Origin of the sequence: Bacillus sp. FJAT-27231 (assembly GCF_001183975.1) — a bacterium.
In the GTDB taxonomy this organism is placed as follows: domain Bacteria; phylum Bacillota; class Bacilli; order Bacillales; family Domibacillaceae; genus Pseudobacillus; species Pseudobacillus wudalianchiensis.
In genome coordinates this window covers 3,882,340-3,908,289 of sequence record NZ_LFZU01000001.1, presented here as the reverse complement: position 1 = coordinate 3,908,289, position 25,950 = coordinate 3,882,340, and the positions used below count along the sequence as shown (strand labels likewise).

Genomic DNA, 25,950 nt, shown 5'->3' with positions numbered 1-25,950 from the left:
TTATCTATAACTTTTAAATCAAAACGATTTGTTCGCATGAATAAATTTTAGTAAAAACATGACCAGGCTGATTGAGCGCGTATCAATAGCCTGTAACCGGCTGCTGCCGGTTTTTTTAATGTTACTATTAAAGGAGAACACACTATGAACGAATCATTACAATTACTGAAGCAGCCGGAATGGCGTTTGATTGACCAGTCAAGCTTAGGTCCGATATTTAGCGCGCTTCAGTCGTTTGCTGCTGATGATACATTATGTACATCGGTCGGTGCGGGGGTTAGCCCGCCGACCGCTCGGGCATGGGTTCATCACAATACCGTGGTGCTCGGCATTCAGGATACAAAGCTGCCTTTTTTACAGGAAGGAGTTCAGCTTTTACGGGAAGCCGGCCTCAAAACAATCGTTCGAAATTCAGGAGGGCTTGCGGTAGCACTTGATGAAGGTGTGCTCAATTTATCGCTTATTTTTCCCGACACAGAAAAAGGGATCGATATCGACCGCGGCTATGAAGCAATGTATTTATTGATTAGACAAATGTTTTCTGACTTTCCTGTACAAATTCATGCTTATGAGATTGTAGGATCTTATTGTCCAGGAAGCTATGATTTAAGCATTGAGGGAAAAAAGTTTGCAGGTATTTCCCAACGGCGTATCCGCCGTGGGGTAGCTGTTCAGATTTATTTGTGTGTAAGCGGCAGTGGCTCAGAAAGGGCTGCGATGATTCGCCAATTTTACGAGACTGCCAAAAAAGCAGAAAGAACAAAGTGGGACTATCCTGATATTCAGCCGGAAGTGATGGCGTCACTATCTGAATTGCTAGGCTGTGAACTCACTATTCAAGATGTCATGATGCGATTTTTAAATACGCTCCATCAATACGCAGGACGTCTGTATGCCAGCTCTTTGCATGGAGAAGAGATTGAACTGTATCAAGGGTATTTAGAGCGTGTCACCGAGCGCAATGAAAAAGCTTTGACTAGAGAAGCTTAATGGGAATCTAAGCAGACAGGGCATATTTAAAAATTTTTGCACATACACTCTTTCTGTCTGCTTATAAATTCAAAGATTAGCATGCAACAAAAAAGAAGGTGTCCGAAAGACGAAGCTCTCGGGACACCTCTGCTTATTCAGCCAGCTTTTCTAAATTTCCATTGCGATCCATTTTAAAAGCGGTAGAACTAGGCTCTTCTTCATCAAAGAGAACGAGCTTTCTGGCGCGGTTCATAATTTTTATTAGTGTTTCATAGTCTTCTTGCATCGTGATTGAGTTTTGCTCGAGTTCATGGACGGTTTCTTCCAGAGACGCTTTCTCTTTTGTTAATTGTTCTACCTCTTGTTTTAATCTTGCATTCTCTTGTTTTAACCGGTCTGACTGGTAAGTGGAGCTAGAAAGGGTTTGTAAAAAGGCAATCACTTTTTCCATCGACATGTCTTCTTGAGTCGAAGACGCTCTATATGGCAGCTGTTCTGTTTCTACTTCTATATCATTAGGAAGCGGCAAAGACATCGCTTCTACTTCTTCAATAGAAGGAACCGGAGGCTGGTATAATAGCTTTTTCTTGCCGCCCTGCTCTTTTCCAAGCAGTCTATTTCGTTGTTTGCGCTGTTTTTTAGCAAGCGCCAGCGCCTTTTCATATTGATGGCGAACGACCGCATTCCAGCGGAAACCGCAGGCGGCGGATGTCCGGTTTAACTGGTCTCCGACTTCTTCGAACGCATTTAGTTGCGTACTTCCTTCGCGCACATGGCGCAGCACTGTTTCGGCGAGCAAAAGGTCATTTTCCTCTGACCATGCATCTTGTCTGTTTTTCATTACAGTCAACTCCTTGTTTTAATAAAAGTTTAATTACTGACAGGATGATCCAAATACGTTAGATTTATACCAATATTAAAAAATAATTTTTTTCTGCTAGTTTCCCTGTTTAACCGGCACACAGAGGGCAGGATGGCGATCCGGGTGCTTGCCAACAATTTTTTTTCGATGTAAAATACCGTTTAGCTTAACCTTATTTGAGAAAGGATTGTATATAGATGGCAAACGAATTTCGAGTTTGCGATGATTGTCAGGCAGTTAACTTGAAAACTCTTGTGCCAAGGCTGAAAAAGATTGACCCGGAAGCAAAAATTGATGTGGCCTGTCAGTCTTACTGCGGACCTGGCCGTAAAAAAACATTTACTTTCGTCAATAACCGGCCGGTTGCGGCTTTAACAGAAGAAGAACTCATGGAAAAAGTAGAGAAGAAGCTAAAGAAATAAAGATGAATCACCTGCCGGACATTGGATAAGGTGATTTTTTGTTTAAGAAATGCCGGTCCTAGAAACGGAGAGCAATTCTATGAATTCTGCATTCTACCGGTATTTCTTCGACAAAGAGAACAGACGGTTCCCCCTTTATTTCACTATATGCAGAAGGAGGGCTGTTTCTTCCTCCTATCTTCATAATTTTTCCGTTATAATAAAAAACATGAATGAGGACGAATGGGGGGACAAAATGGAATACTCAAAAAGCAAACTAAAAGAAGAAAAAGTGTTTAAAGACCCTGTTCACCGTTATATCCACGTTCGCGATTTAGTGATCTGGGATTTAATCGGTACAAAGGAGTTCCAGCGTCTGCGCCGCATTCGCCAGCTCGGAACAACCTATTTAACATTTCATGGAGCGGAACATAGCCGCTTTACACACTCACTCGGTGTCTATGAAATTGTTAGGCGTATTGTGGACGACGTATTTGCTGAACGGCCGGAATGGAACAAAGAAGACCGTTTGCTTTCATTATGCGCCGCTCTTTTGCATGATGTTGGACACGGGCCATTTTCACATTCGTTTGAAAAAGTATTCCAATTGGACCACGAGGCGTTTACGAAAGAAATTATTCTCGGAGAAACGGAAGTAAATGCTGTTTTATCCAGAGTAGACAAAAGCTTCCCTAAGCATGTAGCGGAAGTAATTGGAAAAACGCATGAAAACAAGCTGGTTGTTAGTTTAATTTCAAGCCAGATTGATGCAGACCGTATGGATTATTTACAGCGTGATGCGTACTTTACGGGGGTCAGCTATGGCCACTTTGATATGGAGCGCTTGCTGCGTGTAATGCGCCCGCGCGAGGACCAGGTTGTGTTCAAACAAAGCGGAATGCATGCAGTCGAAGATTATATTATGAGCCGCTATCAAATGTACTGGCAAGTTTATTTCCATCCGGTCACGCGGAGTGCAGAAGTCCTGTTGACAAAGATCCTGCACCGGGCCAAAGAATTAAATCAACAAAGTTACCCATTTACATATGCCCCGTTGCATTTTCACTCTATTTTTCAAGAGCAATATAATCTTGCAGACTACTTAAAGCTCGATGAATCTGTTATGTTGTATTACTTTCAAGTTTGGCAGGAAGAAAAAGATCCGATTTTAAGCGACTTATGCCGCCGGTTTGTCAATCGCGATTTGTTTAAGTATGTAGAGTTTGATCCTGCCAAAGAGTACCGCAAGCATAGTGAATTGGAAGCGCTGTTTAAAAAAGCTGGCATCGACCCGGAATATTATCTTGTATTTGATTCCTCTTCTGACCTGCCATACGATTTTTATCGGCCGGGAGAGGAAGAAGAGCGGCTGCCTATTTATTTATTGATGAACAACGGAGAACTGCGTGAACTGTCACGAGAGTCCGATATTGTGGACGCAATTTCAGGTAAAAGACGAACAGACCATAAATTATATTTTCCTGCCGATTTGTTAAATGACGAGTCGTCAAAACGCAATATTAAACGGCAAATACGATCCATTTTAGAAATATGACGCCGGGAATGATACAGTAGGAGTTGAGAAAAGTTGTTAAAAGAGCATGCAAAATTAATGGGGGTCTTTGCGGCCTGCGGAGAAGTCATTGGGCGGAAAAAACTACAAAAGATCATCTACATTGCGAAGAAAATTTCCTTTCCTTTTCAAGAAAAATTCGAGTTCCACTTTTATGGTCCTTATTCAGAAGAGTTGACTCTCCGTGTGGAAGAGTTGTGCAATATGGAATTTATCGATGAAGTACGCGAGAAAAAAGGCGGTTATTATCAATATCGCTACACGCTTACGGAAGAAGGAGAAGCTTTTCTTAAGCACACGGAAGTAGATATACCGCATTTAAAAGAGACCGTCGTCGAGATGAACAGCCAAAGCGCCCGTTTCCTTGAATTGGTATCAACCGTTCTTTATTTTGATACACTAACACGTGAAGAAGTGACCGAAAAAATCTTCACGTTAAAAAGAAAACAGCGCTACACCGAAGAAGAAATCCAAGAAGCGTATGGCTACATCGAACAACTGAAAATGCAGCTGCAGTAAGAGGAACGACGGCTAAAGGCGTGACATCGTGTCGCAACGCCCTCACTAGCACATCGTGTGTGTCGAAGCGGAGCCGACTGCTCTGCCCCGACAAGCATAAGACGAAATGGCGAAGTGGTGCTCTTCAGCCACACAGCCAGGTCGGCTTATGACCTCGAGGGGCAAGGAGGCGCAGCTAGACAATGATAAGGCCCGCTCTGAGGCGGGCCCTATCAATCGAGTAAAAAATTAATCTTCGTCGCTTAATCTTTTACCGGCAACGGCATAATGATTTTTTGACATTTCTTCAATGAAGACGACTACTTTTTCAGCAGGGGCACCAGTCGTTTCTGTTACAGCGGCTGTTACTTTTTCAGCAAGCGCCTTTTTCTGCTCTTCTGTGCGGCCCTCTAGCATTTTTACAGTTACATAAGGCATATTTCTTGGCTCCTCTCCATATGGTTCAATGATGATACAACCAAATTGTATGCTTTTCAAAGGGGACAAGCAATATATCAAGCATGAAAATCTTTACAAAATAAAATAAAGGGGTTTAACATTTGGACCGATTTTTAGCTTTTTCACTATCAGAATTGCCGTTTGTTGTCATCACGCTTATTGTGGCATTCACTTTCCACGAGTTTGCCCATGCGTATGTTGCTTATAAATTCGGTGACGATACGGCGAAGAACCAAGGGCGGCTAACGCTTAATCCTGTTCATCACCTTGATCCGATCGGCACTATCTTAATACTGATTGCTGGCTTTGGCTGGGCGCGGCCTGTGCCGGTTGACCGCCGAAACTTTCAGAACCCGCGGCTTGCGGGAATCTTAGTTTCGGTTGCTGGACCGCTCAGCAATTTCTTAATTGCGGCCATTGCTTATGGTATTTTATTTTTTTCTGTAGGCGCTGGGCTGCCTCCATTTTTTATTGACCTGCTCAATATGATGGTTTGGTTAAATGTGGTCTTATTCGTATTTAATCTGCTGCCGTTGCCGCCGCTTGACGGCTACCGAATTATCGAGGACTTAGTGCCGTCATCTGTCCGTGTCAAATTAACACAATACGAGCAATACGGAACGCTCATTTTTCTAATTATTGTCATTACGCCGCTTTACCAATACACGATCCAGCCGATTTTCAGCTTTGTGCTGCCTTCAGTGATTCAAGGATTTAACACGATTTTTATGGTATTGTTTGGTTGATGCTAGCTAAAAGGAAGGAGACTATCTCATGGAGAAAAAGAAAAAGGTTGGCTTTAATATTATTAAAAACGACCCAACAGATGGTCATAAAGGCTTTGGAAAAGGGGCACTTTCTTTAGAGAACGTATCTCCCGTCTTTATTGATGTAGAGGAAAAAGAGGCTTTCATTGATGTGGGCGCTATGCATGCCCGCAGCGCTGTTGAGAAAGGCATTAAGTTTCTTCCTGCTAAACAGGAGGTGCCAGAAGGCGCTAAACCATACTGGCTCGTATGGGTAACAGTAGATCAGGGAGAAAACGGTCCTTTTTACACAGGGGTTACCGCGTGTGAACTAACCGTAAATCGTGAGAAACGCCGTGGTTACAAGTCGCTCCCAGAGCATGTAAACCGTATGGATAAGTCATTAAAAGGGCATATTATCGTCGACCACATGGATGCTCCTTCGAAGAAAGTGTTAAAAGACTTTCTGCAAAACCACAATGCGGACATGTGGGAGAACTCTTCATCAGAGCTAAAAGAAGGCTTAGCGGAATAACTATCCTTTTATTCCCTTTTTAGTGAACAATCTTTGAACGTTTTTTGAAAATGATGTTCACATCTTGCCCAATAACTAGAAAGAAAGTAAACTTGAAGTAATGCATAAATTGCATAAGCTAGGACAAGGAAAAACCCCGGGCCGCACACCCGGGGTTTTTCCTTGTTTGTTTAGTCATATCAGGCTGTTTACAAAAGAGGAAATAAGCGTTTAATCCAATTTTCTTCTTTTTTCTTTTCTTTTGTTTTTTCTTCTTTTGGCAAATGGTCCGTACAGTATTCTTCTGGTTCGGTTCCTTCTATAAAGTACATCGTTCTCGTTACAGGGCAATGCTCACTAGCAATTTTTCCGTTTCCGGGATTAACTTTAACAGCTGTTACGCCTTTCGGTTTTGGGAATTTTTTGACTCGTTTCCCTCTGTGGACATCCTCCATAAAATCAAACCAAATGTCTTTAGCATAATGCTTATCATCCGCTTTTTTTATTTCTGTTCCATCGTCATATCCGGTCCATATCCCAGCAGCTAGCTGGGGGGTAAACCCAATCATCCAATAATCATAAGTGGTAGATCCTGACTTTCCGGCATAAGGGCGTGTCATCTTCGGAGCGAGGGAAGCACCGGTTACATTTGCATAGCTGCTTAAGTTTTTATCAAACATGCCCGTCATCATGTGGGTTAACACGGCTGTTTGTTTTTTATCAAACCGTTGTTCACTTTCTGGTTGGTGTTCATAAATCACCTCTCCGTGCGCATTTTCCACTCGTTGGATAAAAACAGGCTCTTCGTATTTTCCGCCGTTTGCTATTGTCGCATAGGCATTCACCATTTCAAGAACACGAACACCTGACGTACCCAGTGCTAGTGAAGGGAGCGGCTTTAACGGGGTAGAAATGCCAAAACGTTCAGCTGTTTTAACGAGTGTGTCGGGCTTTAGAAATAAATGTGTCTTAACAGCATAAATGTTATCGGAAACAGCCAGCGCTTGCTCCATCGTGACATCGGCGTCAGCATAGCGGTGGTTAAAGTTGCTTGGCCTGTATACTTTTTGGCCATTGTCATACCGGAAAGCGGTCTTTTCGCTTTTTAACTGGGTAGCTGGGGTATAGCCATTTTCCAATGCTGCGTAATATAAAAATGGTTTGAAGGTTGACCCCGGCTGTCGAATCGCTTGGGTCGCCCGGTTATAAGGGCTTTGATTGAAGTCCTTGCCTCCAGCAAGAGCTGTAACGAAATGGGTTTTGGGTTCAATAGAAACAAACGCCGGCTGTATATCAGAGTCTTGGGCAATCACTTTTTTTATAGTCTTTTCGGCAATGTATTGATGCTCTCGATTCAATGTAGTGTATACACGCAATCCGCCAAGCGCGATCGTCTGTTCATCTACACCAAGCTTCTGAGCGAGTACTTGCTGGACCGCTTGTCGAAAATACGGAGCTGTTTCTGAGTCTGTGTGCAAATGTTCGCCAGTAATGCGAAGTTTGTCGGCCATGGCCACCTGGCGCTGTTTAGGTGTAATCACGCCGCTCTCTTCCATTTCCATTAAAATGACTCTCTGCCGCTCTTTTGCTTTCGATAATGAGGAGAGCGGTGAATAAATGGATGGCCCTTTTGGAATGCCAGCGAGCATACTCGCTTCTGCCAGGGTGAGAGCAGCTGCTTTTTTTCCAAAATAAAATTGGCTCGCAGCCTCAATACCATAAGCTCCATGTCCATAATAAATGGTATTTAAATAACCTTCTAAAATCTGTTCCTTCGTGTAGTTCATTTCAATTCGCATTGTATAGATAGCCTCTGATACTTTCCGCTTCCATGTTTTATCATGGGAAAGATAAAGATTACGAGCGTATTGCTGGGTAATCGTACTAGCCCCTTGTACTTTTGCCATCGCTTTTAAATCGGCAACGGCAGCACCAGCCATCCGTTTGAAATCAAAACCATGATGCTCAAAAAATTTCTTATCCTCCACAGCGAGAGTGGCTTCCACAAGATAGGGGGATACTTCATCAAGAGCGACCCAATATCGTTTTTCACCAGCATGGCTTTCACCAATCACTTGTCCATCTGCCGCAAAATAAAGCGTAGACTGAGGAACGGCTACTTTTGGTTCGCCAAGTAGCTTCATGTATAAAAATCCGGCTCCGATGAGCAGTAACAAGCCCATCGCAGCAAAAAAACCGAGAAACAATCCTGCGCGTATCCATTTAACTGTTTTACGATAGCCTGACAGGGTAATGACTGTCATATAAGGTTACCTGCCTTAAAAAGAATAATTAGGAATAGTATGAAAAAACTTCCGAATTTTTAAACATAAAAGGGGGATATTTTCATATAAGAGGACGAAGTCAAAAAAATAGCTTGAATTTTTGCAGGATTCCACTATACTTTTTTCAGTGCAATTGGAAAGCATTTATTGCAGAAAGGAAGAGATGAAATGAGCGGACTTTGGTATACAGAAAAACAGACGGAAAACTTTGGAATTACAATGAAAATTAAGCGTACTCTTCATACAGAACAGACAGACTTCCAATACTTGGAGATGGCTGAAACAGAAGAGTGGGGCAATATGCTATTTTTAGATGGCATGGTCATGACTTCTCAAAAAGATGAATTTGTTTATCATGAAATGGTAGCACACGTACCATTATTTACTCATCCGAATCCAGAGAATGTTTTAGTTGTCGGCGGTGGCGACGGCGGGGTAATCCGTGAAGTGTTGAAGCATCCAGAAGTGAAAAAAGCAACACTCGTTGATATCGATGGCAAAGTAATCGAGTATTCAAAGAAATTCTTGCCTGAAATTGCTGGAGAACTAGATAACGAGCGTGTCGATGTACGTGTCGATGACGGTTTCATGCATATCGCCAAAAGTGAAAACGAATATGATGTGATCATGGTAGATTCAACGGAACCGGTCGGTCCGGCTGCAAACTTATTCACAAAAGGGTTCTATGCTGGCATTGCGAAAGCATTGAAAGAAGACGGTATTTTCGTTGCTCAAACAGACAACCCTTGGTTTAAAGCGGACTTGATTCGTGAAGTACAGCGCGATGTAAAGGAAATTTTCCCAATTACGCGCCTATATACGGCCAATATCCCAACTTATCCAAGTGGTATGTGGACATTTACAATTGGCTCAAAAAAATATGATCCATTAGAAGTAAGCGATGGGCATTTCCACGATATTGAAACAAAATATTATACGAAAGAATTGCACAAAGCAGCCTTCGTTTTACCGAAATTCGTAAAAGATTTAACAGAGTAAACGGCTATTTTGATAAAAAGGTGGGAAAGTTATGCGTTTTGATGAAGCCTATTCAGGCAATATCTTTATCGGTGCTCAGCAGGACTATGAGAAAAGCCAGGTCGTGTTATACGGCATGCCAATGGATTGGACAGTTAGCTATCGCCCGGGTTCTCGTTTTGGTCCGGGACGCATTCGCGAAGTATCAATTGGTCTCGAGGAATACAGCCCCTATCTGGACCGTGAGTTAGAAGAAATTAATTACTTTGATGCTGGTGACATTCCGCTCCCATTCGGTAACGCAGCAAAAAGTTTGGATTTAATTGAGGATTACATTGACGGTTTGCTGGCAGACGGAAAGTTTCCGCTCGGCATGGGGGGAGAGCATCTTGTTTCCTGGCCAGTGATGAAGGCGGTAGCGAAAAAGTATCCTGACTTGGCGATTATTCATATGGATGCCCATACCGATCTTCGCACAGAGTATGAAGGGGAACCACTTTCTCACTCGACACCAATTAGAAAAATTGCTGAGTTGATTGGCCCTGAAAATGTTTACTCTTTTGGTATTCGCTCTGGTATGAAAGAAGAGTTTCACTGGGCTAAAGAGAACGGAATGCATATCTCTAAGTTTGAAGTGCTCGAGCCGTTAAAAGAAATTTTACCGAAGCTCGCTGGCCGGCCAGTGTATGTAACGATTGACATTGACGTTCTTGATCCAGCTCATGCGCCTGGTACAGGAACAGTGGATGCGGGCGGCATTACGTCGAAAGAGCTGCTTGCCTCTATTCATGCGATTGCTCATTCAGAAGTGAAGGTTGTCGGCGGCGATCTTGTAGAGGTAGCACCGATTTATGATCCTTCCGAACAGACAGCTAACACAGCTTCCAAACTGCTCCGTGAGATGCTGCTCGGCTGGGGATTGGTAAACAAGGAAAAGTAAGAAGCTTCTTAAGTGTATAGAACACCTTATTAAAAATCACCCGGCAGTTGTTATGCCGGGTGATTGCTTTATTTAGAAATCCTTTTTTTCATTTAAACGATATTCATTCAAGATGCCCATCTCATCAATATGACGTCTAGCTTCTTCGTCGCCAAACTTATAAATTAAACCGTAAATGGCGATAAGTGCCCGGTCATAATGGTCATTCTTTTCTTTGTAAGAGTAATCGAGATAGGGAACATGAGCGCGAACGAACGTTTCCAGTTCAGCGTTGTATTCTTCTTCAAAAATTCTTCTGATAAAAGCTGCTTCTTGATCAGTGGCTTCTATTCTGAAATTGCCTTGCCCTTCAGCAGTAGGCAAGACTTCCTTACTGGCGGGGTCTACGTAATATACTCTTTTCACTTCTTCCATGTTAACAGCTCCAATCCCTTTTTCTATTGATGTACCACAGGGAGGGGGCATTTAATCCTTTCGCAATTGAAATTTCCATGATGTCCATTGCATTTTTATATAAACATTTTTATACTTAATAAGTTATAAGGAGAAATTTTAAAAGGATGTGAACAGCTTGGCCAAGGATTTACAAGCACCTGTTCCTGTCAATATCCATTTAACGACGAGCATTGAGCATGAAGGAGAAAGAGAGATGTTTGAACTTATGCTCTCTGGAGAGTTTCAGGAAAAAAACGGTTCTTACTTCCTGAAATATACTGAGGTTCAAGAAGAAGGCACGATTCAAACGGTCGTGAAGTTTTCTGATAAAGGAGCCGTAATCTTGCGCAGCGGAGCCGTAAAGATGAGACTTCCATTTAACGAGAAAGAGCCGATGAATGGCTCCTATACGAGCCCGCACGGCACATTGGCTATGTTAACCAAAACAAATAAGCTGTCGCACAGCCATACATACAGTGAATCACAACTCGAAGGAACGCTCCAGCTAGACTACCACCTGCTGATGCAAGGGACGGCAGTCGGAGCTTATACAATGGAACTCAAATTTGAAAGTGTATAAAGGAAATTTTAACGCTTCACCGCATTAGCAGAGCGGGGAACTGACCCTAAACCATAAGGAGGTATATATTTAATGAATATAGCAGAGAAGGTACAGGAGGATTTACGGTCGGAAATAAAGGCGGCTGTTTTGAAGGCGGGGCTAGCTCAAGAGGAGGAAATTCCGGCTGTTGTGCTAGAGACGCCAAAGGAAAAGGCGCATGGCGATTATTCGACTAATATGGCGATGCAGCTAGCTCGTGTAGCGAAGAAAGCTCCTCGTGCGATCGCCGAAGAGATGATCGCCAATTTTGATCCGTCTAAAGCTTCCATTGAGAAAATTGAAATCGCTGGCCCTGGTTTTATTAATTTTTATATGAATAATGCATATTTAACGGATCTAATCCCAGTTGTACTAGAGGAAGGCACCGATTACGGAAAAACAAATACCGGCAACAATGAGAAGATCCAAGTAGAGTTTGTTTCGGCTAATCCGACAGGAGATCTGCACCTTGGTCATGCTCGGGGCGCAGCTGTTGGGGATTCCTTATGTAACGTGCTTGAAAAAGCTGGTTACGACGTAACGAGAGAATATTACATTAACGATGCCGGCAACCAGATTCATAATTTAGCGCTATCTGTCGAAGCCCGTTACTTCCAAGCACTCGGTCAAGAGAAAGAAATGCCAGAGGATGGTTACCACGGAAAAGATATCGTGGGCATTGGCCAAAAATTAGCCGATGAGTTTGGAGACAAGTTCGTTTCTATGTCGGAAGAAGAGCGCTACGAAGCGTTTAGAGAATATGGGTTAAAATACGAAATGGAGAAGCTGAAAACGGATTTAGAAAATTTTCGTGTTCCATTTAATGTATGGTATTCAGAAACATCTCTTTATAAAAATGGAAAAATCGATGAAGCACTCGCTGCTTTGCGTGAAAAAGGCCATATTTACGAAGAAGACGGGGCAGTTTGGTTCCGATCTACTGCGTTCGGGGACGATAAAGACCGCGTTCTTGTCAAAAATGACGGCACGTATACGTATTTAACACCGGACATTGCTTATCATAAGGATAAATTTGAACGCGGCTTTAAAAAGGTTATTAACATTTGGGGCGCTGACCATCATGGCTACATTCCGCGGATGAAAGCGGCAGTAGAAGCGCTTGGTTATGATCCGGCTAACTTAGAAGTAGAAATTATCCAGCTCGTTCACCTTTATAAAAATGGCGAGAAGATGAAAATGAGCAAGCGGACTGGTAAAGCCGTGACGATGCGGGAGCTTGTTGAAGAAGTAGGGTTAGATGCTGTTCGTTATTTCTTTGCCATGAGAAGCGGCGATACTCATATGGACTTCGATCTTGACCTTGCTGTGTCTGAATCAAATGAAAACCCGGTGTATTATGCTCAATATGCACATGCTCGCATTAGCAGTATTTTGCGTCAAGGAGAAGAGCAAGGTATCACGATTAACAAAGAAGCAGATTTATCTCTGATTAGCGCCGAAAAAGAGATCGACTTACTGAAGAAGATTGGCGATTTCCCTCAAGTGGTGGCAGAGGCTGCTGAAAAACGCATCCCGCACCGGATCGCGAACTATATACAAGAACTATCTGCTGCATTCCATAGCTTCTACAATGCAGAAAAAGTATTAGATCCAAATAATACACAGTTATCAGAAGCGCGTCTTGCGTTAGTAAAAGCTGTACAGGTTACATTAAAAAATGCTCTGCAGCTTATCGGCGTATCTGCACCTGAAAAAATGTAAAAAAAGCTTGCGCTGAAACGGTTAAGTTTCAGCGCAAGCTTTTTGTCTATTACAAGAAGCCTTTTACTAAGTGAGCAGCTTTTGTTTTTATTTTTCCAGCGAGAGTAGTAGGATACAGCTCTGATGTAGAAGGCAGCTGGCTATTTTTGATGTCTTCCTCCAAAAATGGCCGAATTTGCTCAATGAAGGCTGAACTATAAATAAAGCAATTGCATTCAAAATTGATCCTCTGACTTCTTGCATCGAAATTGGCTGTGCCGATGTCGCATATTTCGTCATCAAAGATAATAATCTTTGCATGATAGAACCCGTTCGTGAACGATAGGATGTGAGCATTTGGAAAGAGAAGCATTTTATTTAAAAAAGGAGAAGCCGCTTCCTGCACGAGTGCATGATCCTCATGTCTAGGGATGAGAACAGTGACATGGACACCACGTGCTAATGCATGAAGCAACTGGTCAAATACAGGTTTTGTCGGTATGAAATAAGGTGTCCCAATGAAAATGGAGCGTTGGGCACTGCTAATCATTTTTATTAGTTTTTTCTCAAGATTTCCGTTTACAGAGGGATAAATAGCATGTTCTACTCCGTTTTCATGTTCAGGGGCTTTTTTTGGTTGCTGCAGAAAAGAGCGTCCTTCTTGATTCCAGTCAGCAATAAATTCTGCTTCTAAGTCAACGGCACTGCCGCCATAAAAGCGCAGATGGTAGTCTCTCCATGGAGAAAGCTTAGGGTCCTTACTCTTATTCACGTATTCTAAACCGATATTAAAGCCGCCAAGATAAGCAATTGTACTGTCAATGACAGTAATTTTCCGGTGGTTTCGCTGCTGTAGAGAAAAAAAGAAATAAGGAAGACGTGGTTTTCCAAAGAAGCCGACTTTGACTCCTGACCGTTTTAGATCATTCACATCCTGCTTTTTCACTTTTAAGCTGCCATGCCAATCCATAAGTAGGTGCACTTCTACACCGCTCCTTGCTTTCTCTTTCAATAAATGAAAAAAATCCCGGGTCACACTATCATCTTTTACAATATAAAAAAGACAGTACACGCGTTTTTGGGCATTTTGGATATCGTGAAAAAATTGTTTAAAAAATTCAGGACCGCTGCAAAAAAAATCAATCTTCCCTTTTCTCTTCGGATACACCCGTTCAGGGGATTGTTTTTCTGCAGTTTTCTGACCAAAGTAAAGATCCAGCCCAAGCCATGAAGCAAAAAAAGCCAGCCAGAAAAATATCCTCATGAATCTTTTTCCTCCTTAAACGAAGCAGCATTATTTCTAGGCTTCCCAAAAAGAAACAAAGACTCTCATAGGAATGACTGAAAAAATATTTTAATTATAGGTTGACTGAATGCTCATTCATAATATAATAAAGATATAAACATTCTGAATAGTGATACTGTTTTAACAAAGGAGCAAAATGCAGCGATCTTAGAAAGGAGTGTAGGGAAAGTCATGAATGGTTTGTTATGGATCAACTTAATTGCAACTGCTTTTGTAATCGCTTACGGAGTGTATTTATTTGTTTATTTATTAAAGACCCGTTATGAATACATTCAGCTGGGCAAGAAACAAGAGTTTGATAATGATGTGAAGAAGCGGATGGAGAAAATCTGGGTATTTGTGTTTGGACAGAAAAAGCTGCTCAAGGACAAAAAAAGCGGGGCCATTCACGTGATGTTTTTCTATGGTTTCCTGCTTGTACAACTAGGAGCGATTGACTTTATTATTAAAGGCATCGTGCCGGGAGCACACCTGCCGCTCGGTCCGCTGTACGGCGGGTTCAAGTTTTTCCAAGAGATCGTCACGCTAATGATTCTTGTGGCCGTGGTCTGGGCATTTTATCGCCGTTATGTTGAAAAGCTCGTGCGTTTAAAGCGCGGCTGGAAAAACGGGCTTGTATTAATTTTTATCGGCCTGTTAATGCTGTCCGTCTTAATCGGCAACGGCATGGATTTAATTTGGCATGAAGGAGCCGATGTCCACTGGATGGGCTTAGAGCCGGTTGCCTCTGCTGTAGCCGTTATTTTGGCAGGGATCGGCACAAAGGCTGCCATTGCGTTTTTCTACGTATCCTGGTGGGTGCATTTGATCGTCTTGCTTACTTTCCTTGTGTATGTACCACAGTCAAAGCATGCGCACTTAATTTTTGGTCCGGTCAATACGTATTTTCATCGTTTGGACCGTCCGGGCACGCTGAAGCCGATTGATTTTGAGGATGAAACACAGGAATCATTTGGCGTCGGGAAAATTCAAGACTTTAACCAGCTGCAAATGATTGATTTTTATGCTTGCGTGGAGTGCGGCCGCTGTACGAATATGTGTCCGGCCACGGGAACAGGGAAAATGCTCTCGCCGATGGATTTAATCGTTAAGCTGCGCGATCATTTAACAAACACAGGAGCAGCCGTGACATCCAAACAGCCATGGGTGCCGGCGTTTGCCTTTGCGAACACACAGGGAAACCAATTAGCTCTTGCCGGCAGTGCAGAAGCGGCGGCTGAGCTGTATCATCCAAGCTTGATTGGAGAGGTCATCACCGAAGAAGAGATCTGGGCGTGTACGACATGCCGCAATTGTGAAGACCAGTGCCCAGTCATGAACGAGCATGTCGATAAAATTATTGATCTGCGCCGCTACCTTGTGTTAACAGAAGGAAAGATGGACCCGGAAGCACAACGGGCGATGCAAAGCATTGAGCGCCAAGGCAATCCGTGGGGACTGAACAGAAAAGAGAAAGAAAACTGGCGGGAGCTGCGTGAGGATGTTCACGTACCGACCGTCAAAGAAATGAAAAAAGCGGGCGAAGAGTTTGAGTACCTGTTATGGGTCGGATCAATGGGAGCGTTCGATAACCGCAGCCAGAAAATTGCCCTTTCTTTTGCGAGATTGTTAAATGAAGCGGGCGTGAAATTTGCGATTTTAGGCAACAAAGAGAAAAACTCCGGTGATACACCGCGCCGCCTCGGCAATGAATTTTTGTTCCAGGAGCTGGCTACAGCTAATATCGCTGAATTTGAGAAAAACGATGTAAAGAAAATCGTGACGATTGATCCGCATGCGTATAATATTTTTAAAAACGAATATCCGGCCATGGGCTTTAAGGCCGAAGTCTACCACCATACGGAGCTGTTAGATCAGCTTGTGAAGGAAGGCCGATTGAAGCCAATGCACGCCGTCAATGAAACGATCACGTTCCATGATTCATGTTATCTCGGTCGCTACAATGATGTTTACGATCCGCCGCGAGAAATCTTGAAGGCAATACCCGGTGTAAAGCTTGTTGAAATGGCCCGGAAGCGTCAGGACGGGATGTGTTGTGGTGCTGGCGGCGGGCTGATGTGGATGGAAGAAGACACTGGCCACCGGATTAATGTAGCGCGGACAGAGCAGGCGCTAGCAGTGAATCCATCTGTGATTAGTTCGGGCTGCCCGTACTGCTTGACGATGCTTTCTGACGGCACAAAAGCGAAGGAAGTAGAGGAAACGGTTGCAACGTATGACGTAGCAGAACTTCTGGAGAAAGCGGTTATCGGGCCACAGAAAACGGAGCAGCTTCCGGATAAAGATCCGGCTGAGGAGCAGCGAAAAGCGGTTGTTGCCGAAACTGCTGCTGACGCACAAGCGGAAAAATAAAGCAGCGGAATTAGCCTGACGGTATTTTAAAAGGGTGGTTTTCCTCTCGAAGCAGAGAGGGAAACTTCCTCTTGTTTGTTTTTTGAATATTCATCATTTTCGTTGGATTTTTTCCTCATTTACTTTAAAATAAAAGAATATAAGAGGTAAAAAAGGGAGATGTTTCCCTTTTCTTAAGGCCAAGTTTTGAGCGAGCGTTCAGTCAAGATCTGAAAGCGGTTTCTTTAAAATGAAACAAAGGGGGAAGTAATCATGGTAAAAACAGTAATTATTGATGGAGCCCGTACGCCTTTTGGCAAATTTGGAGGAGCATTAAGTGCTTTATCAGCTTCACAGCTTGGGGGAATAGCCATTAAAGAGGCGTTAAAGCGTGCAGGTGTTAGTCCGGAACAAGTCGATGAAGTGATTTTTGGCAATGTTCTTCAAGCAGGGCAGGGACAGATTCCTTCAAGACAGGCAGCGAGAGAAGCGGGAATCCCTTGGGAAGTAAAAACTGAAACGATCAATAAAGTGTGCGCCTCCGGTTTGCGCAGTGTAACACTTGCTGACCAAATTATCCGCGCAGGTGATGAAGAGGTCATTGTGGCCGGCGGCATGGAATCAATGTCCAATGTTCCTTATGCCCTTCCTAAAGGGCGTTGGGGCATGCGAATGGGTGATGCATCGATGGTGGATTTGATGATTCATGACGGATTGTCGTGCAGCTTTACCGGCGTTCACATGGGCAATTACGGAAATGAAACAGCGGAAGAGTTTGACTTGTCTAGAGAAGAACAGGATGAGTGGGCCGTACGCAGCCATGAAAAAGCAATTGCTGCTATGGAAGAGGGCCGTTTGGCTGAAGAAATTGTCGCGGTTGAAGTGCCTCAGCGAAAAGGCGATCCTGTCCTAGTAGAGCAGGATGAAGCCCCTCGTAAAGATACAAAAAAAGAGGTACTAGCGAAGCTGCGCCCGGCATTTGGCAAAGACGGAACGATTACAGCTGGCAATGCCCCTGGCATCAATGATGGAGCTGGTGCACTAGTGTTGATGAGTGATGAACGGGCAGCAAAAGAAGGGAAACAGCCGCTCGCTACAGTGATTGGCCATGCTGAAGTAGCGGTAGAAGCGAGCAAGTTCCCGCAAACTCCAGGACTAGTAATTAATGAAATACTGAAAAAGACAGGCAAATCCCTAAAGGATATTGATCTCTTTGAAGTGAATGAAGCCTTCGCTGCCGTAGCACTGGCAAGCGGCAAAATTGCCGATCTCGATCCTGAAAAGGTCAACGTCAACGGTGGAGCCATTGCTCTTGGCCACCCAATCGGTGCCAGCGGCGTAAGAATTATTTTAACACTCGCCTACGAACTAAAAAGAAGAGGCGGAGGCATCGGCATCGCAGCCATCTGCAGCGGAAGCGGCCAAGGCGACGCCATCATGATTGAGGTATAGAAAAGCGGAAGCGGCCTGATTAGCCCGATAGGAGGTTGGAGGGCTCGACAAGGAGTCGCTCTTTGACTCCGACAGAGAGACCGAAACCACCGTACGGGCTGGCTGCTGCAGCTAGACAAAAAGGAAAAGCGGAAGCCGCTTGCTCAGGGTGATAGGAGGTTGGAGGAATTTCTATAGGAGTCGTTCTTTGACTCCAATAGAAATTTCGAAACCGCCGTACGCCCTAGCGTCTGCAGCTAGACAAAAGAAAAGCGGAAGCGGCCTGATTAGCCCGATAGGAGGTTGGAGGGCTCGACAAGGAGTCGCTCTTTGACTCCGACAGGGAGACCGAAACCGCCGTACGGGCTAGTGTCTGCAGCTAGACAAATAAGAAAAGCGGAGCCGACTGTACTGCCCCGGCAAGCATAAGACGAACTGGCGAAGTGGCGTTTTTCAGCCACACAGCCAGATCGGCTTATGACCTCGAGGGGCAAGAAGGCGAAGCTGGACAAAAGAGGAACGACGGCTAAAGGCGCGACATCGTGTCGCAACGCCCTCACTAGCACATCGTGTGCGTCGAAGCGGAAAACACCAGGCGATAGAAAGAAAAATCATTGGGGATAATCTTGAAATCAAAATAGGAGGGGAAAAGATGGAAGTAAAAAAGCTGATGGTAATCGGAGCTGGACAAATGGGTTCGGGCATTGCTCAAGTATGTGCTCAGGCTGGCTATGAAGTGTTGTTGAATGACTTAAAAGATGAGCTGGTTGGACGTGGACTCGGAGTTATTGAGAAAAATCTCTCTCGCCAAGTACAAAAGGAACGTCTCACAGATGGCGAAAAAGCAGAAATCCTCCAGAGAATTGCAAAATCAACTAATTTACAAGATGCACAGGATGTAGACCTTGTTATTGAAGCAGCAGTCGAAAACATGGATGTGAAGTGCAAAATCTTTTCCCATTTGGATAGAATTACACCAGCTCATACGATTTTAGCAACCAATACCTCATCATTGCCTATTACCGAAATTGCGGCCGCCACGAATCGACCGGAAAAAGTCATCGGTATGCATTTTATGAACCCGGTGCCGGTGATGAAGCTTGTCGAGATTATCCGCGGTCTGGCTACAGCAGACGAGGTCTATCAAACAATCGAAGAAATCACGCATACTCTTTCAAAAGTGCCTGTTGAAGTAAATGATTTTCCGGGCTTTGTAGCAAACCGGGTGTTAATGCCAATGATCAATGAAGCAATTTATACGCTGTATGAAGGAGTCGCAACAAAAGAAGCGATTGATGAAGTCATGAAGCTTGGCATGAACCATCCGATGGGTCCGCTGACACTGGCTGATTTTATCGGCCTTGATACGTGCTTGTACATCATGGAAACGCTTCATGATGGGTTTGGTGATGACAAATATCGTCCATGCCCGCTGCTTCGCAAGTATGTAAAGGCTGGCTGGCTCGGCAAAAAGACAGGGCGCGGCTTCTACACATACGACTAAAGCGTGTAATTTAAAAACAACAGGAGGAAGAAAATATGGAATTGCGATTTTCAGAAGAGCAGCAGATGATGAGGAAGATGGTAAGAGATTTTGCAGAAGGTGAAATCGCGCCGTTTGTTGAGCGAATGGAAAAAGGAGAATTTCCTCGTGAATTGATCAAGAAGATGGCTGAACTGGGCTTAATGGGGATCACCATTCCCGAGGAATATGGCGGCAGTGGGATGGACTTTATATCTTATATTATCGCAATCAATGAGCTGTCAAAAGTCAGTGCCACAGTTGGAGTCATTTTATCTGTTCACACATCTGTTGGAACAAATCCAATTCTATATTTTGGCACCGAGGAGCAAAAACAAAAATATGTACCAAAGTTAGCGTCAGGAGAATACTTGGGCGCCTTTTGCTTAACCGAACCGGGCGCTGGATCGGATGCAGCTAATTTAAAAACAAAAGCGGCCAAACAAGGGGATTATTATACGATAAATGGTTCAAAGGTTTTTATCACGAACGGGGGAGAAGCGGATACATATATCGTCTTTGCTTCGACTAACCCGGCAGAAGGTTCAAAGGGCATCTCAGCCTTTATTGTGGAAAAAGATACGCCAGGTCTGATTATTGGCAAAGACGAACATAAAATGGGCCTTTACGGTTCTCGTACCGTGCAATTGACCTTTGAAGATATGAAAGTACCAGCATCGCAGCTGCTTGGCAGTGAAGGAGAAGGGTTTAAAATTGCGATGGCTAATCTTGATGCTGGTCGTATTGGAATTGCTGCACAGGCGCTGGGGATCGCCGAAGCAGCATTAAAAGAAGCTGCGCAATATGCGCAAGAACGCAAACAGTTTGGTAAGCCGATTGCAGCTCAACAAGGGCTCGCTTTTAAGCTTGCGGATATGGCGACAAGTGTAGAAGCGGCTAGGCTGCTTGTTTATCGGGCTGCTGATTTGCGGTCAAAAGGGAAGCCTTGTGGAAAAGAAGCTTCCATGGCAAAACTGTACGCCTCCAAGACAGCAGTGGATACGGCAATCGAAGCTGTTCAAGTACACGGAGGCTATGGGTACACGAAAGAATACGCGGTAGAGCGATTTTTCCGCGATGCCAAAGTAACGGAAATTTATGAAGGTACGAGTGAAATTCAAAGAATTGTCATTAGCAAACAGCTAATCAAGTAAAGGCGGGGAATAAAATGAACTTCCAACTAACAGAAGAACATGAAATGATTCGCAAAATGGTAAGGGACTTTGCTAAAAACGAAGTCGAGCCAACAGCAGCAGAACGCGACGAAGAAGAGCGTTTTGATATGGAGATTTTTCGCAAAATGGCGGAGCTCGGATTAACAGGTATCCCTTGGCCCGAAGAGTACGGAGGTATTGGCAGTGACTACTTAGCGTACTGCATTGCTGTCGAAGAATTGTCACGCGTTTGTGCATCTACAGGTGTCACTCTTTCCGCCCATACATCACTTGCTGGTTGGCCAGTTTACAAGTTTGGTACAGAAGAACAAAAGCAAAAGTACTTAAAGCCAATGGCGCAGGGCGAGAAAATTGGTGCCTATGGATTAACAGAGCCAGGTTCTGGTTCTGACGCAGGCGGGATGAAAACAACAGCTCGCTTAGAGGGCGATGAATATATTTTAAATGGTTCGAAGATTTTTATTACAAATGGCGGCATTGCCGATATTTACATCGTATTTGCTTTAACGGATCCAGCTTCTAAACAGCGAGGCACAACAGCTTTTATTGTAGAGAAAGACTTTCCGGGCTTCTCTGTTGGCAAGAAAGAGAAGAAACTAGGAATCCGCTCATCTCCAACGACAGAAATTGTTTTTGAAGATTGCCGGGTACCCAAGGAGAATGTTCTCGGTTCAGAGGGCGACGGCTTTAAGGTTGCGATGATGACGTTGGACGGCGGCCGTAACGGCATCGCTGCTCAGGCTGTCGGTATTGCACAAGGAGCACTGGACGCATCGATTGAATATGCCAAAGAGCGCAAGCAGTTTGGCAAACCAATCGCAGCAAATCAGGGAATTTCCTTTAAGTTAGCTGATATGGCAACGGCGATTGAAGCATCCCGGCTGCTTACTTATCAGGCGGCCTGGCTTGAGTCAAACAATTTGCCATATGGAAAAGAGTCGGCGATGTCGAAGCTTATGGCTGGTGATACCGCCATGAAAGTGACGACAGAAGCTGTACAGATCTTCGGCGGATATGGCTACACGAAAGATTATCCTGTTGAGCGCTATATGCGTGACGCTAAGATTACGCAAATTTATGAAGGTACACAGGAAATTCAACGATTAGTTATTTCACGAATGTTAACAAAATAAAGAAAGTTTAAATTAGAAAAAATCAGTTATAATGTTGAGCAGTAGGTCTAAAGCAATAAATTAGACTGAAAGTAAAAACAAATTCGGGAGCAGATGAAGGGAAGTTCCATCCCTCTGCTCTCGTTATGTATTTGTTAAAGGCGGTTGATAACATTGAAGGCTGACAAGAGGAAAGTACATGCATCTGTAAAAGATGAACAGCTAATCGAAAAAAGGCGCTCCGAGATGATTAAGGGGGCTGTCCAGCTTTTTAAACAAAAAGGATTTCACCGAACGACAACGAGAGAAATTGCCAAAGCAGCAGGGTTTAGTATCGGTACTCTCTATGAATATATTCGTACGAAGGAAGATGTTCTCTATCTTGTATGCGATAGTATTTACGATCAGGTAAAAGACCGTTTGGAGCGAATGGACTTAGAAGCGGGGACGTTAGAGAGTCTAAAGCTCGGCATTAGTTATTATTTTAAAGTGGTAGATGATATGCAGGATGAAGTATTAGTCATGTATCAGGAAGCAAAATCGCTGTCAAAAGATGCCTTGCCATATGTGCTAAGAAAAGAAATGGATATGGTCAGCATGTTTGAAAGGTTAGTTTACCGATGCGTGGAAAACGGAGAGCTTGATATGGAAGAACGAAAGATTCACATGCTTGCTCAAGATATTTTTGTACAAGGACAAATGTGGGGATTCCGCCGTTGGGCGCTGCAAAAAAACTTTACGATTGATGATTATATCGAGCTGCAGATAGATTTATTGTTTTCAGGCATTAATGGCTACAAAGTGAAACAATAAGGGGGAGAAATAATGAGTCAGACAGTGGAGGTTTATAAACCGAAGCATCATATTCGTTTTGTGACAGCTTCCAGTCTTTTTGATGGGCACGACGCATCGATTAATATTATGCGACGTATTTTGCAGGCAAGCGGTGCAGAAGTAATTCATCTGGGGCATAATCGATCAGTAGAAGAAGTGGTGAATGCGGCGATTCAGGAAGATGTACAGGGGATTGCCATTTCCTCTTATCAAGGCGGTCACGTTGAATACTTTAAATACATGTATGACTTATTAAAGGAAAAAGGCTGTCCGCATATCCGTATTTATGGAGGCGGAGGCGGAGTGATCATTCCGCGGGAAATAAAAGAGCTGCATGATTACGGTATTGCCCGGGTCTTTTCGCCGGAGGACGGACGGCTTAACGGCTTACAGGGCATGATTAATATCATGCTGGAAGAATGTGATTTTTCCACTGTATCGGGCAGTATTGGAGAAGAAATTAGCAAGCTGCCAAATGGGGATGTTACAGCCGTGTCGAGGCTGATCTCATTAGCGGAGAATCAGGTAGACGCCAGTCAAGAAGAAAAAGCAGAAGCCGCTGCGGCGTTCGAGCAAATTCAGTCTTTAGGCAATGAAGCACCTGTTATTGGGATTACAGGTACCGGCGGTGCAGGAAAAAGTTCTCTGACAGATGAACTGATCCGCCGCTTTCTCAACGAATTGTCCAACAAGAGAATTGCTATTCTGTCGGTTGATCCAACAAAACAAAAAACAGGCGGTGCACTGCTGGGTGACCGTATTCGAATGAATGCGATTTTTTCTGAGCGGGTGTTTATGCGCAGTCTCGCTACCCGCAATTCCCGTTCTGAGCTTTCGCTGGCGATTAAAGATGCTATTAGTGTCGTAAAGGCAGCCGGTTATGATTTAGTAGTTGTAGAGACGAGCGGAATCGGGCAAGGGGATGCTGAGATTACTGAAATTTCCGATTTGTCGATGTATGTTATGACAAGTGAATTTGGGGCGCCAACACAACTTGAAAAAATCGATATGATTGATTATGCTGACTTAATTGTTATTAATAAATTTGAAAGAAAAGGCTCCGAGGACGCCAAGCGCCAAGTACAAAAGCAATATCAGCGCAGCCGCAATTTATTTGATGAACCGCTAGAAAAAATGCCGGTATACGGAACGATTGCCAGCCAGTTTAATGATCAAGGCACGAATGCTTTATTCGCTGCACTCGTAGAAAAAATTAATGAAAGAGCTGGTACCGATTGGCAAGTATCCTTCAGCAAAGAAGTGGATGTAGAAAAGCAAAACGTGATCATTCCAAATGATCGTCGTTACTATTTAAGAGAGATTACGGAAACGGTGCGCGGTTATCACAAGAAGGCAGAGGAGCAGGAGCACCTTGCCCGCCGGTTGTTTCAGCTTGAAGGAGCGTTGACAGAGGCTAAAGCCAACGATGCTGGTGAAGAGGTAATCCGACCGCTTGAAACATATAAAGCAGCAATTGAAGAGCAGCTAACGACTGAATCGAAAAAGATCCTCGCTGGATGGAAAGAGTTAAGAGAACAGTACGCTGCTTCCGAGTATGTCACGAAAATCCGCGATAAGGAAATCGTGACAGAGCTGACGACAACGAGCTTATCAGGCCTTAAAATTCCAAAGGTCGTTTTGCCGAAGTTTGTTGATTATGGAGAGATTCTCCGCTGGGTTTATAAAGAAAACAGACCAGGCTTCTTCCCATATACGGCTGGCGTTTTTCCATTTAAACGAAAAGGAGAAGATCCGAAACGGCAGTTTGCTGGAGAGGGGACACCAGAAAGAACAAACCGCCGCTTTCATTACTTATCCAAAGATGATGAAGCAAAACGGTTAAGTACCGCCTTTGATTCTGTGACCTTGTATGGAGAAGATCCGGATTACCGGCCAGACATTTATGGAAAAGTCGGCGAAAGCGGAGTCAGTATGTGTACGTTGGAAGACATGAAAAAGCTATATGCCGGTTTTGATCTATGTCATCCCTCTACATCTGTTTCCATGACGATTAATGGTCCAGCGCCGATTATTTTGGCGATGTTTATGAATACGGCGATTGATCAGCAGGTAAAGAAGAAAGAGGAGGAGCTTGGCCGTATCCTCTCTGTCGAAGAATTTACTGATGTACGTGCCCAAACGTTAAAGACGGTTAGGGGAACGGTGCAGGCTGATATTTTAAAAGAGGATCAAGGGCAGAATACGTGTATTTTCTCTACGGAGTTTGCTTTGCGGATGATGGGAGATATTCAGCAATATTTTATTGATCACTCCGTTCGTAATTACTATTCCGTTTCCATTTCTGGTTATCATATTGCGGAAGCTGGTGCTAATCCAATTTCTCAGCTCGCCTTCACCTTGGCGAACGGTTTTACGTACGTCGAGTATTATTTAAGCCGCGGCATGGCGATCGACGATTTTGCCCCGAACTTATCTTTCTTTTTCTCAAACGGTCTTGACCCAGAGTATACGGTAATTGGCCGTGTAGCACGGAGAATTTGGGCAGTGGCTATGCGTGAGAAATATGGGGCAAATGAGCGCTCTCAGAAGCTCAAGTATCATATCCAGACATCAGGCCGCTCTCTTCACGCTCAAGAAATTGACTTCAACGATATCCGGACGACATTGCAGGCGCTCATGGCACTGCAGGACAATTGTAATTCACTTCATACAAATGCTTATGATGAAGCTATTACAACCCCGACCGAGGAATCTGTCCGTCGGGCAATGGCGATCCAGCTCATTATTACGAAGGAGCATGGCTTGTCTAAAAATGAAAATCCGCTACAAGGCTCCTTCATTATTGAAGAGTTAACCGACCTTGTCGAAGAAGCAGTATTACAGGAGTTTGAACGCTTAGATGACAGGGGCGGTGTGCTCGGTGCGATGGAAACGCAATATCAGCGCGGGAAAATCCAGGAAGAGTCGATGTACTATGAAATGCTGAAGCATACAGGGGAACTGCCCATCATTGGTGTGAATACCTACTTGAACCCAAATCCGCCATCTGAAGAAGAAATCAATAGCATGGAATTGGCGAGGGCTACAAAAGAAGAAAAAGAACATCAAATTAACGAATTGCGCTCTTTTCAGAAAAAGTATGAACAAGAGGCTGAAAAAGCGTTGAAACGTTTAAAAGAAACAGCTGTCAACGGTGGAAATATTTTTGCTGAACTGATGAAAACAGTAAAAGTTGCCAGCCTTGGTCAAATTACGACGGCTCTCTATGAGGTAGGTGGACAGTACAGAAGAAATATGTAACCTAAAGCAGCCG

The 25,950-nt window shown here is 43.9% G+C and carries 22 protein-coding genes; 17 read left to right on the top strand and 5 right to left on the bottom strand.

Features of this window, described 5'->3' with window-relative positions; genetic code table 11:
* The first annotated feature begins 144 nt into the window (after window positions 1-144).
* Window positions 145-990 carry a lipoate--protein ligase family protein gene (locus tag AC623_RS18720; RefSeq protein ID WP_049665421.1) on the top strand — a complete coding sequence of 282 codons (846 nt, stop codon included), beginning with the start codon at window positions 145-147 and terminating at the stop codon, window positions 988-990.
* A 133-nt stretch (window positions 991-1,123) separates the two neighbouring features.
* Here AC623_RS18720 and AC623_RS18715 read toward each other — a convergent pair whose 3' ends face one another.
* The gene (locus AC623_RS18715) at window positions 1,124-1,813 is read right to left on the bottom strand and encodes an RsfA family transcriptional regulator (RefSeq protein WP_049665417.1); all 690 of its coding nucleotides are present in this window, start codon (window positions 1,811-1,813) and stop codon (window positions 1,124-1,126) included.
* Window positions 1,814-2,031: 218 nt separating this feature from the next.
* On the opposite strand from AC623_RS18715, the gene AC623_RS18710 reads away from it, so the two are divergent.
* The 3 genes from AC623_RS18710 to AC623_RS18700 all read left to right on the top strand — a co-directional run bounded on the left by AC623_RS18710 (window position 2,032) and on the right by AC623_RS18700 (window position 4,327).
* Window positions 2,032-2,256 carry a DUF1450 domain-containing protein gene (locus AC623_RS18710; RefSeq protein ID WP_049665414.1) on the top strand — a complete coding sequence of 75 codons (225 nt, stop codon included), beginning with the start codon at window positions 2,032-2,034 and terminating at the stop codon, window positions 2,254-2,256.
* A gap of 235 nt (window positions 2,257-2,491) precedes the next feature.
* On the top strand, window positions 2,492-3,790 hold the full coding sequence (locus tag AC623_RS18705; RefSeq protein WP_049665411.1) for an HD domain-containing protein: 1,299 nt from the start codon (window positions 2,492-2,494) through the stop codon (window positions 3,788-3,790).
* A gap of 33 nt (window positions 3,791-3,823) precedes the next feature.
* Window positions 3,824-4,327, top strand: a complete 504-nt coding sequence (locus AC623_RS18700; protein WP_049665407.1) for a YwgA family protein — start codon at window positions 3,824-3,826, stop codon at window positions 4,325-4,327.
* Between the two features lie 228 nt (window positions 4,328-4,555).
* Here the strand turns inward: AC623_RS18700 and AC623_RS18695 are convergent, their stop codons facing one another.
* The gene (locus AC623_RS18695; protein WP_269429941.1) at window positions 4,556-4,774 is read right to left on the bottom strand and encodes a 2-hydroxymuconate tautomerase; all 219 of its coding nucleotides are present in this window, start codon (window positions 4,772-4,774) and stop codon (window positions 4,556-4,558) included.
* Window positions 4,775-4,866: 92 nt separating this feature from the next.
* On the opposite strand from AC623_RS18695, the gene AC623_RS18690 reads away from it, so the two are divergent.
* Window positions 4,867-5,511: a site-2 protease family protein gene (locus tag AC623_RS18690; protein WP_049665399.1), complete on the top strand. Its 645-nt coding sequence runs from the start codon at window positions 4,867-4,869 to the stop codon at window positions 5,509-5,511.
* 28 nt (window positions 5,512-5,539) lie between these two features.
* Window positions 5,540-6,046: a YwhD family protein gene (locus AC623_RS18685; protein WP_049665397.1), complete on the top strand. Its 507-nt coding sequence runs from the start codon at window positions 5,540-5,542 to the stop codon at window positions 6,044-6,046.
* Between the two features lie 188 nt (window positions 6,047-6,234).
* Here the strand turns inward: AC623_RS18685 and AC623_RS18680 are convergent, their stop codons facing one another.
* On the bottom strand, window positions 6,235-8,289 hold the full coding sequence (locus tag AC623_RS18680) for a transglycosylase domain-containing protein (protein ID WP_049665395.1): 2,055 nt from the start codon (window positions 8,287-8,289) through the stop codon (window positions 6,235-6,237).
* Between the two features lie 189 nt (window positions 8,290-8,478).
* On the opposite strand from AC623_RS18680, the gene speE reads away from it, so the two are divergent.
* Together speE and speB are read left to right on the top strand one after the other, a co-directional pair.
* Window positions 8,479-9,309, top strand: coding sequence for a spermidine synthase (gene speE / locus AC623_RS18675; protein WP_049665392.1), 831 nt, complete (start codon window positions 8,479-8,481; stop codon window positions 9,307-9,309).
* A 31-nt stretch (window positions 9,310-9,340) separates the two neighbouring features.
* Window positions 9,341-10,228, top strand: coding sequence for an agmatinase (gene speB / locus AC623_RS18670; RefSeq protein WP_049665389.1), 888 nt, complete (start codon window positions 9,341-9,343; stop codon window positions 10,226-10,228).
* A 72-nt stretch (window positions 10,229-10,300) separates the two neighbouring features.
* On the opposite strand, the gene AC623_RS18665 is transcribed toward speB, so the two are convergent.
* Window positions 10,301-10,642: a hypothetical protein gene (locus AC623_RS18665; protein ID WP_049665386.1), complete on the bottom strand. Its 342-nt coding sequence runs from the start codon at window positions 10,640-10,642 to the stop codon at window positions 10,301-10,303.
* Between the two features lie 157 nt (window positions 10,643-10,799).
* Between AC623_RS18665 and AC623_RS18660 the strand changes: the two genes are divergently transcribed.
* A complete protein-coding gene (locus AC623_RS18660) occupies window positions 10,800-11,243 on the top strand; it encodes a DUF1934 domain-containing protein (protein WP_049665382.1) in 444 nt (147 codons plus the stop codon).
* 72 nt (window positions 11,244-11,315) lie between these two features.
* Window positions 11,316-12,986, top strand: coding sequence for an arginine--tRNA ligase (gene argS / locus AC623_RS18655; protein ID WP_049665379.1), 1,671 nt, complete (start codon window positions 11,316-11,318; stop codon window positions 12,984-12,986).
* Window positions 12,987-13,035: 49 nt separating this feature from the next.
* Here the strand turns inward: argS and AC623_RS18650 are convergent, their stop codons facing one another.
* Complete coding sequence (locus tag AC623_RS18650; protein WP_049665377.1) at window positions 13,036-14,229, bottom strand: phospholipase D-like domain-containing protein; 1,194 nt, start codon at window positions 14,227-14,229, stop codon at window positions 13,036-13,038.
* A gap of 213 nt (window positions 14,230-14,442) precedes the next feature.
* Between AC623_RS18650 and AC623_RS18645 the strand changes: the two genes are divergently transcribed.
* The 7 genes from AC623_RS18645 to icmF all read left to right on the top strand — a co-directional run bounded on the left by AC623_RS18645 (window position 14,443) and on the right by icmF (window position 25,937).
* The gene (locus AC623_RS18645) at window positions 14,443-16,623 is read left to right on the top strand and encodes a (Fe-S)-binding protein (protein ID WP_082174483.1); all 2,181 of its coding nucleotides are present in this window, start codon (window positions 14,443-14,445) and stop codon (window positions 16,621-16,623) included.
* A 252-nt stretch (window positions 16,624-16,875) separates the two neighbouring features.
* Window positions 16,876-18,054, top strand: coding sequence for an acetyl-CoA C-acetyltransferase (locus AC623_RS18640; protein WP_049665373.1), 1,179 nt, complete (start codon window positions 16,876-16,878; stop codon window positions 18,052-18,054).
* Between the two features lie 631 nt (window positions 18,055-18,685).
* Window positions 18,686-19,537, top strand: a complete 852-nt coding sequence (locus tag AC623_RS18635) for a 3-hydroxybutyryl-CoA dehydrogenase (protein ID WP_049665369.1) — start codon at window positions 18,686-18,688, stop codon at window positions 19,535-19,537.
* Between the two features lie 35 nt (window positions 19,538-19,572).
* Window positions 19,573-20,709, top strand: a complete 1,137-nt coding sequence (locus AC623_RS18630; protein WP_049665367.1) for an acyl-CoA dehydrogenase — start codon at window positions 19,573-19,575, stop codon at window positions 20,707-20,709.
* 14 nt (window positions 20,710-20,723) lie between these two features.
* Window positions 20,724-21,863 (top strand): acyl-CoA dehydrogenase, encoded by a 1,140-nt coding sequence (locus tag AC623_RS18625; protein WP_049665363.1) that lies wholly within the window; start codon window positions 20,724-20,726, stop codon window positions 21,861-21,863.
* Window positions 21,864-22,016: 153 nt separating this feature from the next.
* Entirely contained in the window at window positions 22,017-22,655 is a 639-nt protein-coding gene (locus AC623_RS18620) for a TetR/AcrR family transcriptional regulator (RefSeq protein WP_049665360.1), read from the top strand.
* Window positions 22,656-22,667: 12 nt separating this feature from the next.
* On the top strand, window positions 22,668-25,937 hold the full coding sequence (icmF, locus tag AC623_RS18615; protein ID WP_049665356.1) for a fused isobutyryl-CoA mutase/GTPase IcmF: 3,270 nt from the start codon (window positions 22,668-22,670) through the stop codon (window positions 25,935-25,937).
* Window positions 25,938-25,950: the final 13 nt, after the last annotated feature.